Genomic DNA, 26,958 nt, shown 5'->3' on the forward strand with positions numbered 1-26,958 from the left:
GGCTTTTTTTTATGAGTGGCTAACTTTTAGACAATAAAAAAGCCAAGATATCTTGACTTAATATAATAAAATAAATAATAATCATTATCATTTAATTTTGTGAGGTGTACATGATGAAGAAAGCAAATTTTGCCTTATTGCCACTTGCTGTGTTTATTGCAGCGAATGTTCAAGCTGAAGAACAATTAGATGTGATTAATGTTGTGTCTGAGAATAGCGGGGCAAAAAGTAAAACCAATGTGATTACGACAAAAACAATGGAGCGTAGCACTGAGACTGAATTAAAAGGTTTATTAAAAGATGAGCCAGCAATTAATTTTGGTGGTGGTCGTGGTACATCACAATGGTTTACGATCCGAGGTATGGGACAAGATCAAGTTGATGTGAAAATTGATGGTGCTTATACCGATGCACAATTATTCCATCACCAAGGTCGTTTCATGTTTGATCCGTCTTTATTGAAACGTGTTGATGTGCAAAAAGGAACAGGTTCAGCAAGTGCAGGGATCGGGGCAACAAGTGGTGCGATTGTTGCAGAAACAGTGAGCGCAAAAGATTTGCTCAAAGAAGGGCAAGATATTGGCTTCAAAGTTCACGCAGGTGTAAGTTCAAATAGTGGTTGGTCTAAAGGTGCGACCGTTTATTCTAAAGCAGGCCCATTAGATGCATTAATTTCTGCTAATTTTGTGACTGAACGTGATTATAAAGCCGGTAATGGATATAAAGTAAAAAATAGTGCATTAGGACAGCGTGGTTTATTGGCTAAGCTTGGTTTTGATTTGAATGAAAATCACCGAATTGAAATCAGTCACCGTCAAGAACGTCATTATGGTGTCCGTGCACTTCGTGAAGAGTTTGATTTTGCACAAGACAATAATGAGGCGAATAATGCTCCTCGCTATCGTATCACACAAAATGATACGACAAGCGTAGAATGGAATGGTAAGGACATGGGCTTTGTGACGCACGCTAAAGCTAATGTATATCATTCTGTGATTAATCGTAAAGAGCCTAGTGAGAATTCGAAAACGCGCTTAATTGCGAATGGGGCAAATTTAAATTTAGAAAGCGCAGTGGGTCAGTCTCATCTTATTAAATACGGTGTTAATTATCATGATCAAGAGGGTAAACCTAATTCGCTAACCGTACAAAACGGTGTTCAAATGAAAACTCAAAAGAAACGTGATGTAGGTGTTTATGCTGAAGGTATTTGGGGCTTAGGTGCTTTTACCTTAACAACTGGATTACGTTATGATCACTTTGATTTCCGAGCAATGAATGGCAAAAAATCGCATAAGGGAAGTGTAAACCCAAGCGTTGGTTTAATTTATGAAGTGAATAATGATCTAAGCTTTAATGCGAGCTTAAACTATGCAACACGTAGTCCTCGTTTCCATGAAGTGATGTTATCTTCAGGTGAAACTCGAGGTCGATCATCCGTTTATTCAATTGCATCGAATATCAAACCAGAGAAATCACGCAATGCAGAGGTGGGTTTCAATTACAAACTTGCTGATAATTTCTCTTTAAACGGAAGCTATTTCTGGCAAACGGTAAAAGATACACATGCATTTACGCAAGTAAGCCCTGGTTTTTATGAAATCCAAAATGCAGGTAAGCTAAGAAACCACGGGTATGAAGTCGGTGCTGCTTATAAATATGAAGGTTTAACATTACGTGCAGGCGTGGCTTATAGTAAACCTGAATTAGATGGCAGAACAGTGGATAGTACTGTGACAGCTATTCCGATTGGACGTACTTGGACGACAGGTGTGTCTTATCGCTTTACTCAACCTGATATTGAAATTGGCTGGAAAGGTCGCTTTGTACAACATACCAGTTATGACGCAACAACAAATAACCGTGGAGGTGGTGCAACAACCACTAAACGTCCAGGCTATGGGGTAAGTGATTTCTATATTACATGGAAACCGGCCGAAAATATCAATGTGAACCTTGCGCTAGATAATGCGTTTAACAAATATTATAGAAGCCACAGCCAACGTGCAGGTGTATCAACATTACCTGAACCAGGTCGAGACATTCGTTTAAATGTTAATTATACCTTTTAAATAAATCTCTAATTGCTTAACAGGGAATTAAAAGTGCGGTCGATTTTGACCGCACTTTTTTATTGATTGAATTTGAAAAATGGTGAATGTCAGATAATAAAAAACCCTGCATCGGCAGGGTTCTTCACACAGATTCAAATTATTTTGTACCTGGGATTTTGAAACGGCTGTTAAAGCGTTCAACACGACCACCAGTATCAACAACACGTTGTTTACCAGTGTAGAATGGGTGGCAGCTACCGCACACATCAAGGTTGATGTCTTTGCCTAAAGTTGAACGAGTTTTGATCACGTTACCGCAAGAACAAGTTGCAGTGATCTCTTTATATTCTGGGTGAATACCTTGTTTCATAGAAAACCTCAAATTGAAGCCACGCCGCTATAAATGCTTTCCACTTACACCGCGTGAGTTAATAATCGCCGACAATCCGGCACCAAATAGACTGCGAATTATACTGAAAAAATCAAATTGATCAAGAGGTGTGCTTTAGTGATAGAATCATCGCAAAATTTTTGCTTATTTTTGACCGCACTTTAGGAAAGTTATGTTAGCCCAATCCTCTGTTGATGCCCCTTTTGCCCATTCTGTTTTACAATGGTATGAAAAGTTTGGGCGTAAAAATTTGCCTTGGCAACAAAATAAAACTCTTTATGGTGTTTGGCTTTCCGAAGTGATGTTACAACAAACTCAAGTTTCCACAGTCATCCCTTATTTTGAGCGATTTATTAAAACCTTTCCTAATGTGACCGAACTTGCTAATGCATCGCAAGACGAAGTATTGCATTTGTGGACAGGGCTAGGCTATTACGCACGTGCGAGAAATTTGCATAAAGCCGCTCAAACCATCAGAGATGAATATCAAGGCGAATTTCCTACACAATTTGAGCAAGTTTGGGCATTAACAGGCGTGGGGCGATCGACGGCTGGTGCAATCTTATCTTCCGTACAAAATCAACCTTATCCGATTTTAGACGGCAATGTAAAACGTGTCCTTTCTCGTTATTTTGCTGTTGAAGGTTGGCCTGGCGAGAAGAAAGTCGAAAATCAATTATGGCAGTTGAGTGAGCAGGTTACACCAACAACGAGAGTCGCTGAATTTAATCAAGCCATGATGGACATCGGTTCGGCTATTTGTACTCGAACAAAACCTAAATGCGATTTGTGTCCTCTAAGTAACGATTGTTTAGCCAATAAACACGAAAAGTGGACGGAATTTCCAGGAAAGAAACCCAAAAAATCATTGCCAGAAAAGCAGAGCTATTTTTTGATTTTATCTTATCAAGGAAAAGTCTGGTTGGAACAGCGTGAAAGCAAAGGCTTATGGGGTGGATTATATTGTTTCCCTCAGTTTGATGATAAACAAACATTGCTGAATTTTCTGAAAGAACAAGGGATTACCGAGTATCAAGAATGGGTGACTTTCCGTCATACGTTTAGTCATTTTCATTTAGATATCCATCCTATTTATGTTGAAGTCGATCGAAAATCTGAAGATGGCGATCGTTCAGATTGGAAAAAATTGTCAGAAAAAGGAAAAGAATCTCAATCTGGTCTATTAAGTGCGGTCAAATATTGGTATGATCCAACGTCACCTGAACAGATCGGGTTAGCTCAGCCTGTGAAAAATTTATTAACGCAATTTGTGAGGAATTATTATGGCTAGAACCGTTTTTTGCGAATATTTGAAACAAGATGCGGAAGGGTTGGATTTTCAACTGTATCCCGGTGAATTAGGCAAACGTATTTTTAATTCAATTAGTAAGCAAGCATGGGGCGAATGGATCAAAAAGCAAACCATGTTAGTGAACGAGAAAAAACTCAATATGATGAATGCTGAACATCGAAAATTATTAGAAGAAGAAATGGTGAATTTCTTATTTGAAGGCAAAGAAGTGCATATTGAAGGTTACGTTCCCCCATCTAAATAACAAAAGATTATGAAAAAGTATTTATTATTGGCGCTACTTCCGCTTTTGTATGCATGTAGCGATTCGCCAACCCATCGACGTGGTGTTAATTATGACGAAGTGTTTGCAAAAGACACACAAGGTTTAGATATTTTAACAGGTCAATTCTCTCATAATATCGATCGTATTTGGGGGGTGAATGAGCTCTTAGTTGCGAGCCGTAAAGACTACGTAAAATACACAGACTCTTTCTATACGCGTAGCCACGTAAGCTTTGATGAAGGTTCAATCATCATTGAAACACAAAAAGATCTTAATCGCTTACATAATGCGATTGTGCATACCTTATTGATGGGTTCCGATGCAAAAGGGATCGACTTATTTGCTTCTGGTGATGTGCCGATCAGTACACGTCCTTTCTTATTAGGACAGGTTGTAGATAATAATGGCCAACAAATTGCTAACCAAGTTATCGCAAGCAACTTCGCCACCTATTTAATCCAAAATAAATTGCAAACTCGCCGTTTACAAAATGGTAATACCGTGCAATTTGTCGTGATTTCGATGATTGCGAACCACGTTGAAGTGCGTGCACAAAAATATCTTCCATTGGTACGTAAAGCCGCAGAGCGTTATGGTATCGATGAAAGCTTGATCTTAGGTATTATGCAAACAGAATCTAGCTTCAACCCATACGCGATCAGTTATGCAAATGCAATCGGCTTAATGCAAGTAGTACCAAGCACGGCTGGTCGAGATGTGTTTGCGATGAAAGGTAAAGGTGGACAACCATCTGCGCGTTACCTTTATGATCCTGCAAATAACATTGATGCGGGGGTTTCTTACTTATGGATTCTGCAAAATCAATATTTAGATGGTATTACAAACCCTACCTCTAAACGCTTTGCGATGATTTCTGCTTATAACAGTGGAGCAGGTGCGGTATTGCGAGTGTTTGATAGTGATAAAGATGAGGCGATTTATAAAATCAACCAGATGTATCCTGAACAGGTATATCGCATCTTAACCACAGCACATCCATCGTCACAAGCTAGAAACTACTTGTTGAAAGTGGATGCTGCTCAGAAGAAATTCCGTGTAAGACGATAATTTCAGCGATTAAATACCATGCCCGAAAGACTTTTCTCTCGGGCATTATTTTTTCTATAAAGTGCGGTTATTTTTGATTGAGTTTTACAAAATACGTTCTTTTTATAGTCGTTTTGGTTATTAACCACTCAAACACACCAACTTTTTTACTTTTTTTGAATTTAATTGTTGACCGATACCCGAAAAAATAGTTTAATACGCTCCGTTGTCAGGCAGTAGCCAATAACGATAACGCCTCGATAGCTCAGTCGGTAGAGCAGGGGATTGAAAATCCCCGTGTCGGTGGTTCGATTCCGCCTCGAGGCACCATTTCCTCCTTAGTTCAGTCGGTAGAACGGTGGACTGTTAATCCATATGTCGCAGGTTCGAGTCCCGCAGGAGGAGCCAAATTCTAAGAAGCCGCTAAAGTAATTTAGCGGCTTTTTTCTTTCCAGTTTCAATATTTCCTAATCTTCATATAGACAATTCCAATCACATCAATTTATAGCTTTCTCGTTCAGTTTTAGGCACAATAGAGCAAAATTCCAATGAGTAAAAAAGGATAATGAAAATGACTAAACATTACGATTATATTGCAATTGGTGGCGGTTCCGGCGGGATTGCTTCCATTAACCGTGCGGCAAGCTATGGCAAAAAATGTGCGATTATCGAAGCAAAACATCTCGGTGGCACGTGTGTGAACGTAGGTTGTGTACCGAAAAAAGTGATGTTCTATGGCGCACAAATTGCAGAAGCCATTAATAGCTATGCACCAGCTTATGGTTTTGATGTAGAAGTGAAAAAGTTTGATTACGCGAAATTAGTTGAGAGTCGTCAAGCTTATATCGGTCGTATTCATACGTCTTACAATAATGTGTTAGCAAAAAATAATGTAGATGTTCTAAATGGTTTTGCACGTTTTAAAGATGCGAAAACGATTGAAGTGAGCTATGCAGATGGTTCAACAGAATTAGTGACCGCAGATCATATCTTAATTGCGACAGGTGGCCGCCCAAGTATTCCTGCAGTAAAAGGTGCAGAATACGGAATTGATTCAAATGGTGTATTTGCTTTAAATGAATTACCAAAACGTGTTGCAGTGGTAGGCGCGGGTTATATTGCAGTTGAATTAGCAGGCGTTTTAAATAGCTTAGGTAGCGAAACCCATTTATTTGTGCGCCAACATGCTCCATTGCGTAATCAAGATCCATTGATTGTAGAAACCTTAGTTGAAGTGTTAGCACAAGATGGTATCCAATTACATACCAAAGCATTGCCAGAAGAAGTGGTTAAAAATGCGGATGGTTCGCTTACCTTGAAATTACAAGATGGCCGTGAAACCACAGTGGATACGTTAATTTGGGCGATTGGTCGCGAACCAGCAACGGATGTGATTAATCTTGAAGTAACCGGTGTGAAAACTAATTCACGCGGACAAATTATTGTCGATAAATATCAAAATACAAACGTACCTGGCATTTATGCGGTAGGTGATATTATCGAAGGTGGTATTGAATTAACACCAGTTGCCGTGGCGGCAGGTCGTCGTTTGTCTGAGCGTTTATTTAATAACAAACCGAATGAACATTTGGATTACAATCTTGTACCAACCGTTGTATTCAGCCATCCGCCAATCGGTACAGTCGGTTTAACTGAGCCACAAGCGATTGAGCAATATGGCGAAGAAAATGTGAAAGTGTATAAATCCTCTTTCACAGCAATGTATACAGCGGTGACTGAACATCGTCAACCTTGTCGCATGAAATTAGTGTGTGTCGGCAAAGAAGAGAAAATCGTAGGCTTACACGGTATTGGTTTTGGAGTGGATGAAATGATCCAAGGTTTTGCGGTGGCGATCAAAATGGGTGCAACTAAAGCAGACTTTGATAATACAGTGGCGATTCACCCAACCGGTTCAGAAGAATTTGTCACAATGCGTTAATTGCAGATAAAGAAAGTGCGGTCAAAACTTCTGATGTTTTTGACCGCACTTTTTATTGTGATTTGTTATTAGGCTGCTGCGCGATTGCCTAATGTACCATCATCTTCCATTTCTTTCGCCACACCGACAACTTCAGCAATTTTGTCTCCTTCTTTGAAGAATACAAAACCACCATGTTCCATTTTGACCCAAGGTTCATCTTTGGTGAGTGGAAAAGTTGTAATGATTGTGACTTTGTCACCATCTTTTGCGTAATCATTAAAATCAATGACGCCATCATCATCAATGCGGTGTGCTTTACCAAAAGGGGCTTTACGCGTTAAATAATGCAAATTGGTTGAGCAGTGGGCAATCATCCATTCTCCGTTTGAAAGAATGAAGTTAAAAGTGCCTTTTTGTGAGAGCTCTTTGGTAATGTCTTGAATAGCTTCAAAGATTTCCATTTCAGACGGTTTACGACGGAAGCGATTTTTCAAATATTCCGCCATATAACAAAATGCGGCTTCTGAATCGGTCGAGCCAATAGGCTGACAGAAACTCTCAGACATATCTGGTAATTCTTTTAAATTACCGTTGTGAGCAAATACCCAATTTTGTCCCCAAATTTCACGAATAAAGGGATGGGTGTTTTCAATGGTAACACCGCCTTGTGTTGCCTTACGAATGTGGGCAATCACGTTCAGTGATTTAATGTTGTATTGTTTTACACAATCCGCAATCGGGGATTGAGACGCAGCATGGTTATCGCGAAAAATACGCACACCACGACCTTCAAAAAAAGCGATACCGAAGCCATCTGAATGGCAGTCAGTAAGACCAGCACGACGACGGAAACCTTCAAAAGAAAAGACAATATCCGTCGGCGTATTGCAGTTCATTCCGAGTAATTGGCACATAAATTCCTACAGCTTATTTTTATATTTTTTATAACCTTATAATGTGTGCAGATTTAACACCATAATGCGTTGAAATTCAAGATGGATCACAAAGGATTTTTAGAAGAAAATGTTACATAAAATAACATCAGAAGTTTTTTGATAAGACGACAAATCATGATGTAAATAAAAAGGCGTGTTTAACACGCCTTTTTTATCCTTCAAGGAGATAAAGATTATTCATCTTTATTTGATTTATCCTCTTCCTCTACTTCAATCTCAACTTCATCTGCTTTATCTGCAGCACCGTTGATCGTTAAGCAAATCTCACTAGAAATCAAATGCTCTAAAATTGTGGCAAGTTCGTGTAATTTCTCTTTGTCATCATCGAAATAACCTTCTTCTTTCAAGTGAGCAATGAAGGCAGAGAATACTGCTTTATCAAAGAATTCTGGCGCATTAATACCATGTAATACAGAAAGACGTTGTGCCACCAATTGGCTTTCTTTTTCTAGTAAACCACGGGCAATTCCAGGGTCTCTACGTAAAATGCTTACTGTAATGTAGTAGCGTTGTAAGATTTCACGCATACCCGCAGACCAAAGTTGTAAAATGCGAACTTTAGAGCGGTGGATAGATAAGAAATTATCATTGGATTGGATAACTTCTTGACGCGCAAATTCATCAATAATGGCTTTAATTTGTGTATCTAATTCTTCTTCAGTGAAATGAAGGAAGAGTTCGCCTTTTAAGAATGGATAAATTTTACGTACTGCATCCAATAATAAATCTTTTTGGATTGCTTCATAATGTAAAACGATACTCGCAACAAGTGAAGGCAACACAAATAAGTGTTGAATGTTGTTGCGGTAATACGTCATGAGAACAGCGGAATTACGTTCTAAACGAATAATTTCCCCAAAGTTATCTTTTTCAACTAACACGCCAACACGATCTAAGCTTAATACGTGGTCAAGCATCGCTTTTGGTGTATCAGTTGGCAGTACCACATCAGTAGAATATGGTACATTCTTTAACATTTCTTGATAACTAGAGAGTTGTTCTAATAGTTGCTCATGAGAAAGTGCACGCTGACGAGAAGAGAGGAGGGCAGTTCCCACTAAATTCATCGCATTAACAGCAGCGGCTTTATTAATATTTACCATCACTTGATTAGAAACAGATCCAACTGCATGGTTAAACCAGTGTGGCTTATCTTCATGATGTTGTTCTTTCCATTCTGGATAATGGTGATTGAGGTAATTGGAAAGCGTGATTGGTTCACCGAAATTCACAAACCCCTGACCTAAATTACGCAATTTTTTAATCACACGTAAAACTAAGCCAGCATTTTCTTTTTCTTTCGCTGCACCACGTAATTCTTTCGCGTAAGTATCCACTTCTAGTACGTGTTCATAACCGATATACACGGGCACCACAGAAATTGGACGTGTTTGGTTATGTTGAAGTGCTTGTAGCGTCATCGACATCATACCGGTTTTCGGTGCAAGCAAGCGACCTGTACGAGAACGACCACCTTCAATAAAGTATTCGACGGAATAACCACGGTGGAATAATTCCCCTAAATATTCACGAAAAATCGCAGAGTAAAGGCGATTACCTTTAAAGGTACGTCGAATAAAGAATGCCCCCCAGCTACGGAATAAAGGTCCCGCTGGCCAGAAGTTTAAGTTAATCCCCGCAGCAATGTGTGGTGGCACAAGACCTTGGTGGTAGAGCACATAAGAAAGTAATAAATAGTCAATATGACTACGGTGACAAGGCACATAAACAATCTCATGTCCTTCTAATGCTAATTTACGCACGCGGTCAGCATTTTGTACATCAATACCTGAATACAGTTTGTTCCATAACCAACGCAAGAAACGATCTGCCGCACGAAGGCTTGAATGGCTTACATTTGCTGCAATTTCATGAAGAATTTTTTCGGCTTCAGCGTAAGCTTTATCGCGGCTGATATTTTTTGATTTTGCCTCATCTTCAATCGCATTTTGAATTGCTTGAGAATTTAATAGCTTATTAAACATCGCTTCGCGGTTTGGCAAACGAGGTCCAGTCGCGGAAATGCGTTGTTTAGCAAAGTGCATTTTAGCCACGCGAGCCAGTTTTTGTGCAATTTTTTCATCTGAACCGTGCTCATTTACCATGTAACGCAAAGAAAGTGCCTGAGAAAAACGCACAAAAGTATCACGTCCAAACCAAATTGCCGCAAAGGTTTTTTGAAGACCATTTAATAAGCGAAGATTAGGTAAGCTTGCTTTATCTTCTTTACCTGGTGAACGCCCCCAAAGCACAGAAACAGGGATCAGTTGTACATCTAAATCAGCAACATCACGGTGCAACTCTAAATATTTATTGAAGACTTTGGCAGTTTCATCTTTTGCGCCTTTTGATTTAAAAAAGCGGCGACCTTCGTCTAAATAGACATAACGTGGTAATGCTATGCCATCAATCACATTCTTTTCAGCTGGATCGGGCAGACCGACGCTCAAACAGTTACGACGGAAAATCACGAAGTCAGTTTGAGAGGTATAAGGCAAAACATAAAGAATAGGTTGATTGATGTTGAGTTGAAGCTCTTCGATTGGTTGAGCGGGAATAGGATTATTTTTTACTAAAACCGAAAGCGGTAATTCTAATAATTTACGATAAGTACTTACGATGCCAGACATAATTAATATTCTCTTTTTGTTAGACATTTCTAGGTATTGTCAGGCATTTTAACACATTCGACCAGTCAAATTCTAAAAATTTACATTTGAGATTTATGATGAACACTCAAAAGATGAAAAAAATTGACCGCACTTTTATCTCTAAAAAATAGTTGTTGCAATCGCCATCTTTCTGTATATACTAACAGTTATTCTGTATAAAGTAACAGGAGTGTATATGAGGCCATTAACTGCCAGACAACAAGAAGTGCTGGAACTCTTAAAACGCCATTTAGAAACCACGGGTATGCCGCCAACTCGTGCAGAAATTTCTCGTGAATTAGGCTTTAAATCCCCTAATGCGGCGGAAGAACACTTAAAAGCACTTGCTCGTAAAGGTGCAATTGAAATTGTCGCGGGGGCTTCTCGCGGTATTCGCATTATTGATGACAGTGCAAATGATGAGGAAGAAGAGGGATTACCGCTCATTGGTCGTGTAGCCGCAGGGGAACCAATTTTGGCTGAGCAACATATTGAAGGCACTTATCGTGTTGATGCTAATATGTTCAAACCACAAGCTGACTTTTTATTAAAAGTATATGGTCAATCTATGAAAGATATCGGCATTTTAGATGGCGATCTTCTTGCTGTTCATAGCACAAAAGATGTGAGAAATGGACAGATTGTTGTCGCACGAATTGAAGATGAAGTGACAGTAAAACGCTTAGAGCGTAAAGGTTCCGTTATTTATCTGCATGCAGAAAACGAAGAGTTTCAGCCGATTGTCGTTAATCTTGAAGAACAACCTCATTTTGAAATTGAAGGGATTGCAGTAGGGATCATTCGTAATAACGCCTGGATGTAATGATGAAAGTGCGGTGAGAAAATAAAGTGTTTTTTGACCGCACTTTGTCTATTCTGGCTATTTGCCATTCGGCTTATTGCTCTCTATAATGCCAAAAAATTTTCAAATCAAGGAAGGAAACATGCAGTTTTCCAAAATGCATGGCCTTGGCAATGACTTTGTCGTTGTTGATGCTGTGACGCAAAATGCCTATTTTACCCCTGAAACCATTAAACGCTTAGCCGATCGTCATCGTGGTATTGGTTTTGATCAGCTTTTAATTGTTGAGCCACCTTATGATCCAGATTTAGATTTCCATTATCGTATTTTCAATGCAGATGGTAGTGAAGTGTCGCAATGTGGAAATGGGGCAAGATGTTTTGCGCGTTTTGTCACCTTAAAAGGGTTGACCAATAAAAAGGATATTGCAGTAAGCACGCAAAAAGGAAAAATGGTTTTAACGGTAAAAGAAGATGGGCAAATTCGCGTCAATATGGGCGAGCCGATTTGGGAACCCAATAAAATTCCTTTTACTGCCAATAAATTTGAAAAAAATTATATTCTACGTACCGATGTTCAAACGGTGCTTTGTGGTGCAGTATCAATGGGTAATCCGCATTGTGTTGTTCAAGTGGACGATATTGAAACGGCCAATGTAGCAGAATTAGGTCCATTATTAGAGAATCACGAACGTTTTCCGGAAAGGGTAAATGCTGGATTTATGCAAGTCGTCAATCGTAACCACATTAAGTTGCGTGTATATGAACGTGGTGCAGGTGAAACGCAAGCTTGTGGCAGTGGTGCTTGTGCTGCAGCAGCTGTAGGGATTATGCAAGGTTTACTTGATAACAAAGTGCAAGTCGATCTACCTGGTGGTAGCTTACTTATTGAATGGGAAGGCGTAGGCTCACCGCTTTATATGACTGGCGATGCGACTCATATCTATGATGGCAATATTCACCTTTAATCTTTCTAATCTGAATAAAAAATGCGTGGAGATTATCCACGCATTTTTTATTTATTGTTCAACTTCTACATCACGCTGATTTAATGGTTGCGTTGGGCGGTTGTTTTTCCCTTCCATTTCTTCTATCGCAGCAATTTGTGCTTTGCTTGCTTGAATTGGTGCTTTAAAAATGGTCCAAGCCACGTTTTCACTACAAGGTGGAGTTGTGAGTGATCCATTTAAGCGGAAGCGTGCCATCTCTTTTGGCATTAGCGCTTTAATATCAATCGGTTGAGCCAATTTTTCTTTTTGTCCAACGGTGAGTTTTTTCTCAACTACTGGTGCTAATGCTGGATTCGCTTCACCTTCATTGACCATTACGGCAACAACCGATAATGCTTTATCTTCACTTTGATGAACAAAATGAATTTCTAAAGGATAATGTTGGCGTTTAAAAGTATGTTCACTTGGTGTGTGAAAGTGAAATTGTTTTAAATAGAATGGTTTATTGTTGAGCGTAATAAATGGCGCATTTTCTTGTGCAACGCTGACTTGCACGGTATGCCCATTATTCTCTACTTGATAAGCCGCAGGGAAATAATTCATCTTAAGTGGTTTATTTGCCACTTTCATGCCGTTATCTGCTTCCAGATTAACAGGCGACTGAACCTTCCCTAGCTTACAGGTTTGATATTCGGTGAGCAAATCACCCCAATGTTCAGGGCTTTCTTTCCCATTATAAGACCAATGCGCTTTATGCGTTTGGGCAAATGATGTTGCGCTTAATGCGATAATTAAGCTAGAAAGCAATAGACGAGTCTTCATAAGGCACCTCTCCTTTTTTGTGGTATATGCCTCATCGATTCTACTGATTCTGTATGATAGCTTTTTGATTTTGGTCAAGTTTTGTTTGAGTGTAAGCACTCATCGTACGAGTGGGGGTAATGCTAAAAAAGCCGTCTATTTTGACCGCACTTTTTTAGCGCTGACAGAGTCTTTCTCTCAGATCTTCTGCAGTTTTGCTGGTTTTAATTCGTTCAAAAACGATATCTGCTTCAGGATATTCTTTATTAAGATAGCGTAGCCATTGTTTGATCCGGGCAACATGATAAAAACCGGAATCATGGAAATTTTCCATTTCCGCATATTTTTGCAAGATTTTTTGAATATCCACCCAAGGCATTTTTTCGCAATTTTGTTTGAGTACAAGGCTTAAGTTTGGGATATTTAATGCACCACGCCCGACCATTAGATCTTCGCAACCTGTCGCTTTCAAACATGCTTGACCATCTTCCCAACGCCAAATTTCACCATTAGCAATCACTGGGATCGTCAAGCGAGATCTCACTTCACCGATTTTTTCCCAATTGATGCGATCGGCACGATAGCCATCGGCTTTAGTTCGACCGTGAATAGTGATTTCAGTGGCGCCACCTTGTTGTACGGCATCAGCAATTTCAAACGCTTGTGAAGTACAATCCCAACCTAATCTTACTTTCACACTGACAGGTAAATGACTAGGTACGGTTTGTCGCAAGGCTAGAGTCGCTTGATAAATTAATTCAGGTTGTTTGAGAAGTGCTGCTCCTCCGTTGCTCCCATTAACGGTTTTGGATGGACAGCCACAATTTAAATCAATACCATGTGAGCCAAGCTCAATGGCGCGATTAGCATTTTCAGCAAGACAGTTTGGATGTTGACCTAAAAGTTGGACACGAACAGGTGTTTTAGAAGGGGTAAAGCCCTGATTTTTGAGTTCAGGGCAAAGACGATAAAAGACTTTTTCGGGTAAGAGTTGATCCACCACGCGAACAAACTCGGTGATGCAGAGATCGTATTCATTCACTTCGGTTAAAAGCTGGCGAACAAAAGGATCAAGCACTCCTTGCATAGGGGCGAGGATAACGCGCACTATTTCCAGCCTTTTGCTTTACAAATTAAATCATAAGCGGCTTGGATTTGTTGCGCTTTTTCTTTAGCCATTTCCATCATTTCTGGCGGTAAGCCTTTCGCGACTAATTTATCCGGGTGATGTTCATTCATTAAACGGCGATATGCACGTTTTACCGCATTGCGATCATCACTTTCACTCACGCCCAATACTTTATAAGCATCGCTTAATGTAGGGCCTGAAGATTGTTGGTATCCGCCTTGTTGTTGGTATTGGTAACCACCTTGCTGTTGATAGCTGCCTTGTTGGTATTGGCGATAGAATCTACCTTGGGTAAATTGACGAGCGGCAATTTCCATGGCCAGCATTTGCTCAAACTGCATACGGGAAAGACCAAGTTCTTCGGCTACCACATAAAGCACTTCTTTTTCTGAGTCATGTAATTGAGAATCAGCAAAGGCAGCCTGCACTTGCACATGTAAGAACATTCTCAGTAAGTCAGCACGTTGTCCACATCCAATGCGGAACTCACGAATCACCTGACGCAATGGAAAATCCGCTTCTTTACCACGACGGAAGGCTTCTTGAGCAAGTTTGCGATGGCTCTCATCTAATTGCATCTGGTTCATCAACTGATTCGCCAGTTGAATATCTTCTTCTGTCACACGACCTTTGGATTTACTTAAATGTCCAAGTACCGCAAAAGTAGTTTGCATAAAGAGCGCTTGTCGAGTTGTTTTTTTCTTAAAAAAGCTAGAGTTAACTGAACCAAGCTCATAAAGTTTTTTATCTGCGATAGAGCCTAAAATCAGTCCAGCGATGGCGCCGAAAAAGCCCCCCCATTTAAAACCGAGAAAAACGCCGATAATCTTTCCAAAAAAATACATTCTCTTCCCCTAAAGTGCGGTCAAAAGGTCTTTTGACAATAATGGGCAGACGCAAATGTCTGCCCCTACATTAATATGGCTTTATTCTTATTTTTCAAGTGATGAATTACACACCATAACTTTCACGATAAGCCCGCATCGCAGGTAAATATTGCTGATAATCGGGTTCTTTTTCAATGAATTGCATTAAATCATCCAAATCAATAATGGAAAGCACTTGGCACTGATAGTCGCGTTCTACTTCTTGGATGGCAGAAAGTTCCCCTTTGCCTTTTTCCTGACGATTTAATGCAATAAAGACAGCGGCTAATTTCGCGTGATTGGCTTCAAGAAGTGCCATGGATTCACGAATAGCCGTGCCAGCAGTGATGACATCATCAACTAATAACACATTGCCGGTTAATAGGCTGCCGATCAAATTACCGCCTTCACCGTGATCTTTGGCTTCTTTGCGGTTAAAGCAAACAGGCGTATCACGGTTAAATTGATTGAATAGTGCAATGGAAACGCTCGTCGCAATTGGAATGCCTTTGTAGGCAGGTCCAAAAATAACATCAAAATCGACCGCACTTGACTGAATTGCCTTCGCATAGAATTCACCTAAGCGAGCAAGATCTGCGCCAGTGCTGAATAATCCTGCATTAAAAAAGTAAGGACTTTTTCGACCTGATTTTAGTGCAAACTCACCAAATTTAAGCACGTTTCGGCTCAAGGCGAATTTAATAAATTCGATTTTGTAGCTTTCCATTTTTTGTTCCTATAAACCTAATGCTTCACGTTGTGCAGCGAAGATTTGTTCGCAGCCTTGTTTGGCTAAGCCTAATAAGGTAAGTAATTCTTCGTGGCTGAACGGTTCACCTTCTGCAGTACCTTGCACTTCGATCATACGACCATCTTCCATCATCACAACGTTCATATCTGTTTCGGCGGCTGAATCTTCCACATATTCCAAATCACACACAGCTTCACCTTCAACAATCCCAACCGAAATTGCAGCAATCAGACCTTTGATTGGATTGGTTTTTAATGTGCCATTTGCAATCAAACCATTGATAGCATCACATAATGCCACTGCTGCGCCGGTGATAGACGCTGTTCTTGTACCGCCATCCGCTTGAATTACGTCGCAGTCTAAGGTAATAGAGCGTTCGCCAAGAGCCTCTAAGTCAACCATCGCACGTAATGAGCGAGCGATTAAGCGTTGAATTTCCATGGTGCGTCCACCTTGTTTGCCTTTTGCCGCTTCACGTTGCATACGGCTGTGTGTAGAGCGAGGTAACATGCCATATTCTGCTGTCACCCAACCTTGATTCTGTCCTTTTAAGAAACGCGGTACGCTTTCATCAACACTCGCCGTACATAAAACTTTAGTATCACCAAATTCCACTAATACTGAGCCTTCAGCATGTTTCGTGTAATTGCGGGTGATTTTAATTGGACGAGGCTGATGATTTTCACGATTATTTGGACGCATTCTGAATTCCTTTATTTTATTGATAAAAAGCGTGCTTATTTTAGCACGCTTTTTAGTGTTTTATTGATTTGCTTGTTCAAACTCACGAATTTTATTAAACACATCTTGTAAATCTGTACCATAGTTAATTTTTTGCAATTCAGGCACAGAGTTAGATTTTACTAACATTCTGAGTGGTTGGAATTGCATATTGCACAAGTAGATTTGTTGATGTGGCAACATATGTTGTACAAAGTGGGTGAGTGCATGAATGCCCCCTGTATCCAGAACAGTCACGGCATCGCATTGCAACACGATATGTTTGATCTCGTGATCCGTATGGACAGTTTTATCATGCAAATCCGCAAAGAGTTTATCCGCCGCAGCAAAGAATAGTGGACCGCTGATACGATAAGCTAATACATCATTTAAATCTTCTGGTGCAGGTTGTTCAATCGCTTTTGTCATTTCTGCAATGGTGCGGATAAATAAGAGACTCGCTAATAATACGCCGACAGAGATGGCAATTACCATATCAAATAACACAGTGAGAATTAAGCAAGTGAACAACACAGCAATTTCGTTTTTTGTGGAGCGACGCGCCAAACGAATAATTTCAGGTACATTTGCCATATGCCAAGCTACCATTAATAGCAATGCCGCCATAGAAGAGAGTGGCAAATAAGACAGGGCATTCGCAAAGAATAATAGCGAGAATAAAACCAAGAGTGCATGAATTACACTGGCTATTGGTGATACCGCACCCGATTTTACATTGGCTGCGGAACGTGCGATGGCTGCAGTTGCCGTAATGCCGCCTAAGAATGGTGAAATAATATTACCCAAACCTTGGGCGAGTAATTCATTATTGGAATGATGTTTAGTATCCGTCATGTTATCTAAAATGACCGCGCAAAGTAGCGATTCAATCGCACCTAATACAGCCATTGAAAAGGCGGCAGGCAAGATATCTTGTATGCGATCAAAATTCCAATTGATGACTTCACCTTGTGCATTAGGAATATTCCAAGGTAAGGCAAATTCAGGCAAGACATTAGGGATACCATGTCCTGTTGTAACGTCAGATAAGGTATATTGGAATGCTGTACCAATAGTTTCAACGGAGAAACCAAATTGTCCTAAGGCTAATGCCATGAGTGTCCCAATAATGACCGCAGGTAAATGGCCCGGCACGGGTAAACGAAGTTTATGCCATTGGGTGAGGACAAATAAGGTGATCACGCCAACCGCAGTGTCTGCCCAGTTAATCGTCGGAAGTGCGGTCAAAATAGCTTGCACTTTTTCAATATAGTGAGGTGGCATCTGGGCAATGTCTAAACCTAAGAAATCTTTGATTTGCAAGGTTCCGATAGTGATCCCAATTCCGCAGGTAAAGCCAAGTGTAACGGGGAGAGGAATGTACTCAATTAATCGCCCTAATCGAGACAAGGCCATGATGACTAAAATAATCCCCGAAAGTAGTGTCGCCATAAGTAACCCGCTGAGCCCAAATTGTTGGGTGACGGGATATAAAATCACAACAAATGCGGCGGTTGGCCCTGAAATATTAAAACGAGATCCACCAGTTAACGCAATCACGATCCCCGCTACGATAGCGGTATAAAGACCATGTTGTGGTGGAACACCGCTGGCAATGGCTAAGGCCATGGAGAGCGGAATCGCAATAACTCCCACAGTCAGACCCGCGATAATATCTTTAATCAATTTTTGTTTTCCGTAACCTTCACGGAAGGATTCTTTCAATGCGCTAAATGGTTTTACAGCCAGAAACACATTTTTAGAAAAGAGTAATTTGATTTGCATAAAAATACGACGATAGAAAAGAGATAAGTTTATATTTTAGCTAAAAGGAAAAGGATTTTTTATGTTCTAGCTCAAAAAACTTGACTAATCTTGGATAAATCTTTATATTTCACGCACTTCAAAACGGTGAGATGTCCGAGTGGTTGAAGGAGCACGCCTGGAAAGCGTGTATGTGCGAAAGTGCATCGGGGGTTCGAATCCCCCTCTCACCGCCATTCAAATATTTTCTTTTCTGAATTTAAAATCATCTTTTAAATCAATCATTTTTGAAATCTAGAATTGACGTTATTTTTCTTTGTATAAAATATGCATAGAGCTATTACTTTCGCTGAAAAAGTAAATAGAAAAACAATAATAGATTGAGATGAGTTATGGCACGCCCTAAAGGATTCGAACCTTTGACCCACGCCTTAGAAGGGCGTTGCTCTATCCAGCTGAGCTAAGGGCGCATTTCAAGGGTTACATCTTTTGTATGGAATTTCGAGGGAAATATAAAAGAAGTGGTCGGCGAGATAGGATTTGAACCTACGACCCACTGGTCCCAAACCAGTTGCGCTACCAAGCTGCGCTACTCGCCGACGATTGAGCACAATTATAGTGAGCTTTTCTTTTCAGTCAATTAATTTTTTAGATTCCTCTTTCAACTGCTCAAAATTATTCCAGTTTTTTCAACCGCACTTTTGTTGTCTTTGTAAAATAAGGCGTTGTCAGTTAAAATAGCAAACGTTTACTTAATTCCACCTTGAGGAAAAATGCATGACTGCCCAAATTATTTCAGGTACTGAACTATCAAAAAAAATCAAATCTGATGTTGCCAGTAAAATTGAACATTATCGTGCTCAAGGTAAACGTGCACCAGGGCTGGCAGTAATTTTGGTGGGGGCGGACCCCGCGTCTCAAGTCTATGTGGGCAGTAAGCGAAAAAGTTGTGAGGAAATCGGGATGGTTTCAAAATCCTATGATTTACCTGAAACAACTTCAGAAGCAGAACTACTACAACTGATAGATCAATTAAATGCCGATGAAAGCATTGATGGTATTCTCGTCCAGCTTCCATTGCCTGAACAAATTAATAGCACATCAGTGATTGAGCGTATTAGCCCTGAAAAAGATGTGGATGGTTTCCACCCTTATAATGTTGGGCGTTTATGCCAACGTATCCCAACTTTACGCGCTTGCACCCCTTATGGTGTGATGAAATTATTAGAAACTACAGGTATTGATTTACACGGTAAGCATGCCGTGATCGTTGGTGCATCAAATATTGTAGGGCGTCCAATGTCGCTTGAATTATTATTGGCAGGCGCTACTGTCACGGTAACGCACCGTTTTACCAAAGATTTAGAACATCATATTCGTCAGGCGGATGTTTTAGTGGTAGCTGTGGGTAAACCTCGTTTTATTCCGGGCGATTGGATTAAAGAAGGGGCAACAGTCATTGATGTGGGGATTAACCGTATCAATGGCAAATTAGTGGGCGATGTGGAATATGATGTGGCGATACAAAAAGCGGCTTATATTACGCCAGTACCGGGTGGAGTAGGGCCAATGACAGTTGCCATGCTGATGTTTAATACACTTTATGCTTATGAGCATAACAATCAACTGGTTTAAGAAATAAAAAAGTGCGGTTAAATTTGACCGCACTTTTTGTCTTAATGTAATTTCAATCTTGGTTTTAAATAGTGGTTAAGTTTATCCACTAAAATAATCAAGCCGATCTTAATACATCCATGCAAAGCATGTTGATGCATACGATATAAAGACACATACGCAAATTGTGCAAATTTACCTTGAACAGTCAGAGGGTTTTTCCCAAATTTATTTGAGATGCTACCCAATGCGGTAAAGCTTGAAAGAGAAACCAAGGTGCCTTTATCGTTGTATTTGAATGCTTTTAATGGTTTTTGCTCAAAAAGTGCAAAGATATTTTTTGCACAAGCTTTTGCCATTTGGTGTGCCGCTTGCGCTCTTGGCGGAACTAATTTACCGTTTGGTTGCATTAATGCTGCACAGTCGCCAATGGCAAAAATACTATCATCTACCGTAGTTTGAAGGGTATCTTTTACCACCAATTGATTGATACGATTAAGCTCTAATCCATCGAATTGCTGTGTCACCGTTGAGGTACGAACACCCGCTGCCCACACAATCAGATCAGCTTTAATTTCTTCGCCATCTTTGGTAATAAGAGTGTTTGGTTGGGCTTCCGTGATCATCGTATTTAATTTCACATTTGCACCCATTTCTTGTAATTCATCTAATACTGCTGCAGATAAATTTTCGGGTAGAGCAGGCAGTAATCGAGGACCCGCTTCAACTAAAGTGACTTGCAAGCAAGAATTATCAATTTTACCGTAACCGTAAGAAGACAAGTCTTCAGTCGCATGATAAAGCTCAGCGGTTAATTCCACACCAGTTGCGCCACCGCCAACAATTGCAATATTGACTTTGTTTTCATCCACTAGTTTTTGTTTAAACTCTTCTTCACCGATATCATCTAATGCACGGTTCTCAGAGAATTTAAGGAATAATTCCAACATTCTTTGTTGAAAACGAAGTGCTTGGTCCGAACTGTCTAAGAAAATACAGTTATCGGCGACGCCTTTTGTATTGAAATCATTCGATTTACTGCCGATTGCAATCACTAAGTAGTCATAAGGAATGCGACGCGCAACTACAAGCATATCGCCTTCTTGTCCATAAACAGGGGCAAGCTCAACATATTTTTGTTCACGATTAATGCGTGTGATTGAGCCTTGCTCGAAGCTAAAATGATGGTTTTTACCGTGAGCGCGATAGCTCAGAGAATCCATACCATCATCCATCACACCTGTTGCAATTTCATGTAATAGAGGTTTCCACAAGTGGGTCGCATTGCGGTCAACAAGCGTTACTTTAGCTTGTTTTTTACGACCTAATTTATCGCCTAAAAATGTCGCTAACTCTATGCCGCCGGCGCCACCGCCAACGATCACGACGTTTTTCATAAAGTACTCCTAAAAGCAAAATTGTTAAAAATGTTAAACTAATGTAATGATAGCATAACAAATAAAAAGACGAAAAAATTTAATGGAAATGACCGCACTTTATTGATGGCAACGATCGTAAATCGGTTGTAACTGTTGAATGGTTTGGGTGATAAATGAAACAGGGTCGATTTGATGAAGTTCAGCTTTTTCAATGCTTTTTCCAATGCACCAAAAATCTTCATCTGAACGTAAGAGGAGATCTTTTTCAGAAATGTCCTTCACTTGGCGAAAATCATCATATTCGCTTTCATCTTCTCGCCAAATATCAAAATCAGCAAATTGTTTGAAATCAAATTGATCAAGCCACTGATTATATTGTTGAACATTAATTTGTGAGCGATCCGCACGATAGCAATGCCAATCTAAACACACTCTTAGTCGGCGACGATTTAATAGCACAGAAAAGATTGCTGCAGAATTTTGGTTAAACTCGTATTTAAAATAAGCGAAGAAATGCGCGCGTACCTGCCAACCATTGGTCCAACTTTCGATATGTGGTTTCGCAAAAGGTGTGCCAAGTTGCTTTGCGACTTCTTGAATAATCGCTTTCCAGTTATCCCAATGTAATTTGTAATCCGCTTTAATCGCTGGAATGTCTTCCGGACAGAATTTTTTCATTTGGGCGAATTGGTAGAAAGGAATATTGAACAGTTCACAAGATTCAGCCGTAAGCGAGAGCATAGCGTTTCCTTAAAAATCACTGTAATTTTTGACCGCACTTTGAGTGAAGAACTGTTTGTCTTCCCAACGCAATAGGGTCATTCGATTATTCCACACACATCCTGTATCCAAGGCATAAATACCTTTTGGAGTTGGCTCATCGACTAAACTTGCCCAATGCCCAAAGACAATGGGAATTTGTTTATAAAGTGGGTTATCTAAATTAAACCAAGGCGTGAGCTCAGCTGGCGCATCTTTTAAAGGGGATTTACAGGCAAAATCAAAGCGATGATCCAAATAGCAAAAACGCATTCGAGTGAAAGCATTAATAATGTAACGATGGCGTTCTAAGCCCTGCAAATCCGGCGACCAGCGATCAGGCTGTTCAGAATACATATTTTCAATAAGATAATGAAAATCCCCGTTTTGTAAAATCTGTTCAACTTCAGCTGCACAAGATTTTGCGGTTTCCAAATTCCAATCAGGCGAAATGCCTGCATGCGCCATCAGGAAGTTTAATTCTTCATTATGAACAAGTAAGGGCTGATGGCGTAACCAATGAATCAGCTCATCAAAATCGGGTGCATTAAAAATGGCATCGACACGATCACGCGGTTTTACTTTTTTTATACCCAGTGCGGTCGCAATTAAGTGTAAATCGTGATTTCCTAGCACGGTTTGCGCTGCATTACCAAGTGATTTTACGAAACGAAGACATTCAAGTGATTTATCTCCTCGCGCGACAAGATCCCCCACAAGATAAAGTTTATCTTGCGTAGGATTGAAATCTACACGCTCTAATAAAAGCTGTAATTCATCATAACAGCCTTGCAAGTCACCGACGAAATAGGTTGCCATTTTTGACCGCTCTTTACTCTTCTGAATCTAAGATTTCATCTTTATTAATATCAGCTGGAGGATTATCCGTCAACCAGTTTGCTAAGCGCGCATAATCTGCGATAGCCAAATTTTCTGCACGTGCATTTAAACCAATACCAAGTGCGGTCAGATTTTCAGGTGAAAATAGTGTTGAAAGTGCATTGCGTAATGTTTTTCGACGTTGATTGAACGCTTGGGAGCAAACACGGTTCAACCAATATAAATCTTTTACAGGGTGCGGCAATTCTTTATGCGGAATTAAACGCACAACCGCTGAATCCACTTTAGGTGCAGGTTTGAATGCGGAAGGTGGCACTTCAAGTACAGGCATCACTTGGCAGAAGTATTGCGCCATAATGGTTAATCGGCCGTAAGCTTTGCTATTTGGTCCTGCGCATAAGCGTTTCACCACTTCTTTTTGCAGCATGAAGTGCATATCTTGAATCACATCATGATACTTAAACAAGTGGAACATCAATGGGGTAGAAATGTTATAAGGCAAGTTACCAAATACACGTAATTTCTGCCCTTTTTCTGCTAAATTTTCTTTTGTATAAAGCTCACCAAAATCAAATTGCATTGCATCCGTTTCAATAACGGTGAGCTTTTGATGTAAGAATGGATGATGACGTAAACGTTCTGCAAGGTCTCGGTCAAGCTCTACCACAGTCAGATGATCGACAAGTTCACCAACCGGCTCTGTTAATGCACCAAGTCCCGGACCAATTTCCACTAAGAATTGATTGGGTTGTGGGTAAATCGCGGCCACGATACCTTGAATCACAGAAGTATCATGTAAAAAGTTTTGACCAAAGCGTTTACGCGCTGTATGGCCTAAGTGTTTTTTTGAATTCATAAGTGCTATTTAATAAGAAAAGTGCGGTTATTATAGAGCCTGTATTTCTTTTGTAAATCATTCCTAAGTCTTGATACAACGTACAAATTGGTAAAAAAAGTGATTTTTTTCTGTTCAATTTTATTTTAATCTTTCGTCTAACGCCAAAAACCGCTATAATCCGCCCGTTTTTCATTTATAACCCGCAAAAAGTGCGGTCAAAAAAATCATAATTTTAGAGGATAAAATGGCAAAAGAAGATTGCATTGAAATGCAAGGCACAATTTTGGAAACCTTACCAAATACCATGTTCCGCGTTGAGTTAGAAAATGGTCACGTGGTGACTGCACATATTTCTGGCAAAATGCGTAAAAACTATATTCGTATCTTAACGGGCGATAAAGTAACAGTAGAAATGACACCTTATGACTTGAGCAAAGGTCGTATCATTTTCCGTAGCCGTTAATTTAGAAATAAAAGAAAAGCCGATATGTTGATATCGGCTTTTTTTGTTTGAAAAGCATACAAATTATTTGAAGTCTAGAAAAAAATCTGTATAATCAGCGCCCTTAGCCACGTTCATTTTTTCGTTCCTTGCCTTTGCAGATTGGTGGCTAATCTACGTCAAAGGCTGATTAACCCGTAAGGAGCAGTAATGCGTCACTACGAAATCGTGTTTATGGTTCATCCGGACCAAAGCGAGCAAGTACCAGGTATGATCGAACGTTACACAGGTTCTGTTAAAGAAGCTGGTGGTCAAGTTCATCGCCTAGAAGATTGGGGTCGTCGTCAATTAGCGTACCCAATTAACAAATTACACAAAGCACACTATGTGCTTATGAATGTAGAAGCGCCTCAACAAGTCATCGACGAGCTAGAAACGACTTTCCGTTATAACGATGCTGTATTACGCAGTCTTGTTATCCATACTAAGCACGCCGTAACCGAAGCGTCCCCAATGAAAGCGGCTAAAGAAGAACGTAAACCTTTAGCTGAAGTTGAAAACAACGATTTTGAGGATGCTGAAGAGTAATTCAAAACTTGATAATCGCTTCTCGTTAATCGGCACAGTGTGTCAATTACCCAAGCGAAGCAAAAGCCCTAACGGGATTGCGCATTGCCAATTTTGGTTGGAACATCGTTCTGAACAAGTCGAAAGTGGTTTATCACGCCAAGCGTGGTTAAAGATGCCAGTTCACGTCAGTGGCAATCAGTTAATAGAAAAAACTCAAAGCATTACGGTCGGCAGTAAACTTCTTGTGGTGGGGTTTATTACTTCACATAAAACCTCAAATGGTTTAACACAGTTAGTATTGCATGCCGAGCAAATCGAATTTATAGATTAGGAGACAGCCAAATGGCACGTTATTTCCGTCGTCGTAAGTTCTGCCGTTTCACAGCGGAAAATGTTGTTGAAATCGATTACAAAGATATCGCTACATTAAAGAACTACATTTCTGAAAGCGGCAAAATTGTACCAAGCCGCATTACCGGTACTCGTGCGAAGTACCAACGCCAATTAGCACGCGCAATCAAACGCGCTCGTTATTTAGCGTTATTACCTTACTCTGATTCTCATCACAATTAAGAAGGAGTTAGGAAATGCAAGTAATTCTTTTAGATAAAATCGTTCACCTAGGTAACGTAGGTGATCAAGTTAATGTTAAATCTGGTTTCGCTCGTAACTTCTTAATCCCACAAGGTAAAGCAGTTATGGCAACTAAAGCTAACATTGAACACTTTGAAGCACGTCGTGCAGAGTTAGAAGCAGCGGCAGCAGCAAGTTTAGCAGCAGCTCAAGCTCGTGCAGCACAAGTGACTGCGTTAGGTTCTGTAACTATCGCATCTAAAGCAGGTGATGAAGGTCGTTTATTCGGCGCAATCACTACTCGTGATGTAGCAGAAGCAGTAACTGCAGCAGGCGTTGAAATTGCGAAAAGCGAAGTTCGTTTACCAAACGGTCCAATCCGTACTCTTGGTGATCACGATGTTCGTTTCCAACTTCACGGCGAAGTATTTGCAACATTAGATGTTATCGTTGTTGCAGAATAATTATCAAAGTTTTTGATAAAAAAAAGAAAACCCGACGTAATGTCGGGTTTTTTGTTTATACAGATTTAGAAAAATATTTTTTTACTCAAAGATAATATCTCAAGCTATTTAAATTTATCTGCATATTTTTCACTATTAATCCAAGAATGATCTTGTTCCCAAGTAAACCGCCATTTTCTTACAGGACCAGCCATAACATTTAAATAATAATTGTCATAACCTGCAATAGTTGCGACTGGATGGTATCCTTTTGGTACTTGAACAACATCCCCATCATACACCGCCATACATTCATCTAGTGAACGATCATCGGTATAAACTCGTTGTAATGCAAAACCCTGTGATGGTGAGAAACGATGATAGTAGGTTTCTTCCAAATAGGTTTCAGTCGGAGAGTTTTTATCGTCGTGTTTATGGCTAGGGAAAGAACTCGTATTACCTTCATCTGTAAATACTTCAACAACCAATAAGGCATCAGCGGTTTCAGTTTCAGGGAGAATATTATGTACTAAGCGCTTATTATTTCCATATCCGCGTTTTTCTACACCAACATCCTCAGGTTTAATTAAGCGAATTGGTAAATTACCTTGACTTGGTGCTCTACAGACAGCTAATTCTAGATAACTTTCAGCTTTGATTTGTACTTTTTGTTGGTGTGGAACATAGACAGAATAAGGCGGAATGCGCTCAAATGGGGAGGCTCGATTACCAATATGCTCGAAAGTGGCTTGGGATGTAACAATAGTAGCCTTACCAGCAACGAGAACAAAACAAGTTTCAGTATTTTCAGTATCAAAAGTTAGTTCTTGCTCTTCTTGTAGATGGTACATTTCAAAACCAACGTACTCCCAATTTGCTGTTTTTGGGGTGATTTTTTGTACTTCACCATTCTTTTCAGGATGATCTTTTCGTGATTTGGATAGTAAATAACTCATTTCATGCTCCTAAAATAGCCGAATAACTTCTTAAGATAATACTCTGTTCACTAAATTAATCTAGCGAGATTTCTAAAAAATCAGACATAGATCACATAAATGAAATAAAATATCCAATACCCCATAAAGTGGATTGAAAAGTTCAAATTATTTGCCTACTCT

At 39.9% G+C, this 26,958-nt stretch carries 27 protein-coding genes and 5 tRNA genes; 16 read left to right on the top strand and 16 right to left on the bottom strand.

What is annotated here, in order from left to right; translation table 11 throughout:
* The first annotated feature begins 113 nt into the window (after window positions 1-113).
* Window positions 114-2,072, top strand: coding sequence for a TonB-dependent receptor domain-containing protein (locus tag PARA_RS04600; protein ID WP_014064753.1), 1,959 nt, complete (start codon window positions 114-116; stop codon window positions 2,070-2,072).
* 139 nt (window positions 2,073-2,211) lie between these two features.
* Here PARA_RS04600 and rpmE read toward each other — a convergent pair whose 3' ends face one another.
* Window positions 2,212-2,424 carry a 50S ribosomal protein L31 gene (rpmE, locus tag PARA_RS04605; protein ID WP_005696847.1) on the bottom strand — a complete coding sequence of 71 codons (213 nt, stop codon included), beginning with the start codon at window positions 2,422-2,424 and terminating at the stop codon, window positions 2,212-2,214.
* Window positions 2,425-2,617: 193 nt separating this feature from the next.
* Here rpmE and mutY point away from each other — a divergent pair, with 193 nt between their 5' ends.
* The 6 genes from mutY to gorA all read left to right on the top strand — a co-directional run bounded on the left by mutY (window position 2,618) and on the right by gorA (window position 7,011).
* The gene (gene mutY, locus PARA_RS04610; RefSeq protein ID WP_014064754.1) at window positions 2,618-3,736 is read left to right on the top strand and encodes an A/G-specific adenine glycosylase; all 1,119 of its coding nucleotides are present in this window, start codon (window positions 2,618-2,620) and stop codon (window positions 3,734-3,736) included.
* Window positions 3,729-4,001 (top strand): oxidative damage protection protein, encoded by a 273-nt coding sequence (locus PARA_RS04615; protein ID WP_014064755.1) that lies wholly within the window; start codon window positions 3,729-3,731, stop codon window positions 3,999-4,001. Before mutY ends, PARA_RS04615 begins: the two co-directional genes overlap by 8 nt.
* A gap of 9 nt (window positions 4,002-4,010) precedes the next feature.
* Complete coding sequence (gene mltC / locus PARA_RS04620) at window positions 4,011-5,090, top strand: membrane-bound lytic murein transglycosylase MltC (protein ID WP_014064756.1); 1,080 nt, start codon at window positions 4,011-4,013, stop codon at window positions 5,088-5,090.
* A gap of 233 nt (window positions 5,091-5,323) precedes the next feature.
* Window positions 5,324-5,399, top strand: a tRNA-Phe gene (locus PARA_RS04625).
* A gap of 2 nt (window positions 5,400-5,401) precedes the next feature.
* Window positions 5,402-5,477 (top strand) — tRNA-Asn (locus PARA_RS04630).
* 163 nt (window positions 5,478-5,640) lie between these two features.
* A complete protein-coding gene (gorA, locus tag PARA_RS04635) occupies window positions 5,641-7,011 on the top strand; it encodes a glutathione-disulfide reductase (protein ID WP_014064758.1) in 1,371 nt (456 codons plus the stop codon).
* A 68-nt stretch (window positions 7,012-7,079) separates the two neighbouring features.
* Here the strand turns inward: gorA and PARA_RS04640 are convergent, their stop codons facing one another.
* Both PARA_RS04640 and plsB read right to left on the bottom strand, forming a co-directional pair.
* Window positions 7,080-7,907 (bottom strand): class II glutamine amidotransferase, encoded by an 828-nt coding sequence (locus PARA_RS04640; protein ID WP_014064759.1) that lies wholly within the window; start codon window positions 7,905-7,907, stop codon window positions 7,080-7,082.
* A 215-nt stretch (window positions 7,908-8,122) separates the two neighbouring features.
* Window positions 8,123-10,579: a glycerol-3-phosphate 1-O-acyltransferase PlsB gene (gene plsB / locus PARA_RS04645; RefSeq protein ID WP_014064760.1), complete on the bottom strand. Its 2,457-nt coding sequence runs from the start codon at window positions 10,577-10,579 to the stop codon at window positions 8,123-8,125.
* A gap of 217 nt (window positions 10,580-10,796) precedes the next feature.
* Here plsB and lexA point away from each other — a divergent pair, with 217 nt between their 5' ends.
* Both lexA and dapF read left to right on the top strand, forming a co-directional pair.
* A complete protein-coding gene (gene lexA / locus PARA_RS04650) occupies window positions 10,797-11,423 on the top strand; it encodes a transcriptional repressor LexA (protein ID WP_005698192.1) in 627 nt (208 codons plus the stop codon).
* Between the two features lie 121 nt (window positions 11,424-11,544).
* Complete coding sequence (gene dapF / locus PARA_RS04655) at window positions 11,545-12,369, top strand: diaminopimelate epimerase (protein ID WP_014064761.1); 825 nt, start codon at window positions 11,545-11,547, stop codon at window positions 12,367-12,369.
* A gap of 51 nt (window positions 12,370-12,420) precedes the next feature.
* Here the strand turns inward: dapF and PARA_RS04660 are convergent, their stop codons facing one another.
* The 6 genes from PARA_RS04660 to dauA all read right to left on the bottom strand — a co-directional run bounded on the left by PARA_RS04660 (window position 12,421) and on the right by dauA (window position 18,403).
* Window positions 12,421-13,173, bottom strand: coding sequence for a carbonic anhydrase (locus tag PARA_RS04660; RefSeq protein WP_014064762.1), 753 nt, complete (start codon window positions 13,171-13,173; stop codon window positions 12,421-12,423).
* A 154-nt stretch (window positions 13,174-13,327) separates the two neighbouring features.
* A complete protein-coding gene (dusC, locus tag PARA_RS04665; protein ID WP_041918222.1) occupies window positions 13,328-14,260 on the bottom strand; it encodes a tRNA dihydrouridine(16) synthase DusC in 933 nt (310 codons plus the stop codon).
* Window positions 14,260-15,126, bottom strand: a complete 867-nt coding sequence (gene djlA / locus PARA_RS04670; protein WP_014064764.1) for a co-chaperone DjlA — start codon at window positions 15,124-15,126, stop codon at window positions 14,260-14,262. The genes dusC and djlA overlap by 1 nt, the downstream gene beginning before the upstream one ends.
* A gap of 106 nt (window positions 15,127-15,232) precedes the next feature.
* Complete coding sequence (pyrE, locus tag PARA_RS04675; RefSeq protein WP_014064765.1) at window positions 15,233-15,874, bottom strand: orotate phosphoribosyltransferase; 642 nt, start codon at window positions 15,872-15,874, stop codon at window positions 15,233-15,235.
* A gap of 9 nt (window positions 15,875-15,883) precedes the next feature.
* Entirely contained in the window at window positions 15,884-16,600 is a 717-nt protein-coding gene (rph, locus tag PARA_RS04680) for a ribonuclease PH (RefSeq protein WP_014064766.1), read from the bottom strand.
* Between the two features lie 60 nt (window positions 16,601-16,660).
* Window positions 16,661-18,403 (bottom strand): C4-dicarboxylic acid transporter DauA, encoded by a 1,743-nt coding sequence (gene dauA, locus PARA_RS04685; protein WP_014064767.1) that lies wholly within the window; start codon window positions 18,401-18,403, stop codon window positions 16,661-16,663.
* Between the two features lie 125 nt (window positions 18,404-18,528).
* On the opposite strand from dauA, the gene PARA_RS04690 reads away from it, so the two are divergent.
* Window positions 18,529-18,618 (top strand) — tRNA-Ser (locus PARA_RS04690).
* 157 nt (window positions 18,619-18,775) lie between these two features.
* Here PARA_RS04690 and PARA_RS04695 read toward each other — a convergent pair.
* Together PARA_RS04695 and PARA_RS04700 are read right to left on the bottom strand one after the other, a co-directional pair.
* Window positions 18,776-18,852: transfer RNA gene (locus PARA_RS04695), tRNA-Arg, on the bottom strand.
* A 52-nt stretch (window positions 18,853-18,904) separates the two neighbouring features.
* A tRNA-Pro gene (locus PARA_RS04700) sits at window positions 18,905-18,981 on the bottom strand.
* Between the two features lie 178 nt (window positions 18,982-19,159).
* Between PARA_RS04700 and folD the strand changes: the two genes are divergently transcribed.
* Window positions 19,160-20,017: a bifunctional methylenetetrahydrofolate dehydrogenase/methenyltetrahydrofolate cyclohydrolase FolD gene (folD, locus tag PARA_RS04705; protein WP_014064768.1), complete on the top strand. Its 858-nt coding sequence runs from the start codon at window positions 19,160-19,162 to the stop codon at window positions 20,015-20,017.
* Window positions 20,018-20,058: 41 nt separating this feature from the next.
* Here the strand turns inward: folD and PARA_RS04710 are convergent, their stop codons facing one another.
* The 4 genes from PARA_RS04710 to rsmA all read right to left on the bottom strand — a co-directional run bounded on the left by PARA_RS04710 (window position 20,059) and on the right by rsmA (window position 23,830).
* Entirely contained in the window at window positions 20,059-21,393 is a 1,335-nt protein-coding gene (locus PARA_RS04710; protein WP_005698634.1) for an NAD(P)/FAD-dependent oxidoreductase, read from the bottom strand.
* Between the two features lie 99 nt (window positions 21,394-21,492).
* Window positions 21,493-22,116, bottom strand: a complete 624-nt coding sequence (locus tag PARA_RS04715; RefSeq protein WP_014064769.1) for a glucose-6-phosphate 1-dehydrogenase family protein — start codon at window positions 22,114-22,116, stop codon at window positions 21,493-21,495.
* 9 nt (window positions 22,117-22,125) lie between these two features.
* Window positions 22,126-22,953, bottom strand: coding sequence for a bis(5'-nucleosyl)-tetraphosphatase (symmetrical) ApaH (gene apaH / locus PARA_RS04720; protein WP_014064770.1), 828 nt, complete (start codon window positions 22,951-22,953; stop codon window positions 22,126-22,128).
* A gap of 13 nt (window positions 22,954-22,966) precedes the next feature.
* On the bottom strand, window positions 22,967-23,830 hold the full coding sequence (gene rsmA / locus PARA_RS04725) for a 16S rRNA (adenine(1518)-N(6)/adenine(1519)-N(6))-dimethyltransferase RsmA (protein WP_014064771.1): 864 nt from the start codon (window positions 23,828-23,830) through the stop codon (window positions 22,967-22,969).
* Between the two features lie 226 nt (window positions 23,831-24,056).
* Here rsmA and infA point away from each other — a divergent pair, with 226 nt between their 5' ends.
* From infA to rplI, 5 genes are all read left to right on the top strand, one after another.
* The gene (infA, locus tag PARA_RS04730; RefSeq protein WP_005627617.1) at window positions 24,057-24,275 is read left to right on the top strand and encodes a translation initiation factor IF-1; all 219 of its coding nucleotides are present in this window, start codon (window positions 24,057-24,059) and stop codon (window positions 24,273-24,275) included.
* 189 nt (window positions 24,276-24,464) lie between these two features.
* Window positions 24,465-24,842, top strand: coding sequence for a 30S ribosomal protein S6 (rpsF, locus tag PARA_RS04735; RefSeq protein WP_005627620.1), 378 nt, complete (start codon window positions 24,465-24,467; stop codon window positions 24,840-24,842).
* Window positions 24,829-25,155: a primosomal replication protein N gene (priB, locus tag PARA_RS04740; protein WP_041918223.1), complete on the top strand. Its 327-nt coding sequence runs from the start codon at window positions 24,829-24,831 to the stop codon at window positions 25,153-25,155. The genes rpsF and priB overlap by 14 nt, the downstream gene beginning before the upstream one ends.
* 11 nt (window positions 25,156-25,166) lie before the next feature.
* The gene (gene rpsR, locus PARA_RS04745) at window positions 25,167-25,397 is read left to right on the top strand and encodes a 30S ribosomal protein S18 (RefSeq protein ID WP_005696867.1); all 231 of its coding nucleotides are present in this window, start codon (window positions 25,167-25,169) and stop codon (window positions 25,395-25,397) included.
* Between the two features lie 14 nt (window positions 25,398-25,411).
* Window positions 25,412-25,861: a 50S ribosomal protein L9 gene (rplI, locus tag PARA_RS04750; protein ID WP_014064775.1), complete on the top strand. Its 450-nt coding sequence runs from the start codon at window positions 25,412-25,414 to the stop codon at window positions 25,859-25,861.
* Window positions 25,862-25,965: 104 nt separating this feature from the next.
* Here the strand turns inward: rplI and iolB are convergent, their stop codons facing one another.
* On the bottom strand, window positions 25,966-26,796 hold the full coding sequence (gene iolB, locus PARA_RS04755; protein ID WP_014064776.1) for a 5-deoxy-glucuronate isomerase: 831 nt from the start codon (window positions 26,794-26,796) through the stop codon (window positions 25,966-25,968).
* Window positions 26,797-26,958 lie beyond the last annotated feature (162 nt).

The sequence above is a fragment of the Haemophilus parainfluenzae T3T1 genome (assembly GCF_000210895.1).
In the GTDB taxonomy this organism is placed as follows: Bacteria; Pseudomonadota; Gammaproteobacteria; order Enterobacterales; family Pasteurellaceae; genus Haemophilus_D; species Haemophilus_D parainfluenzae_A.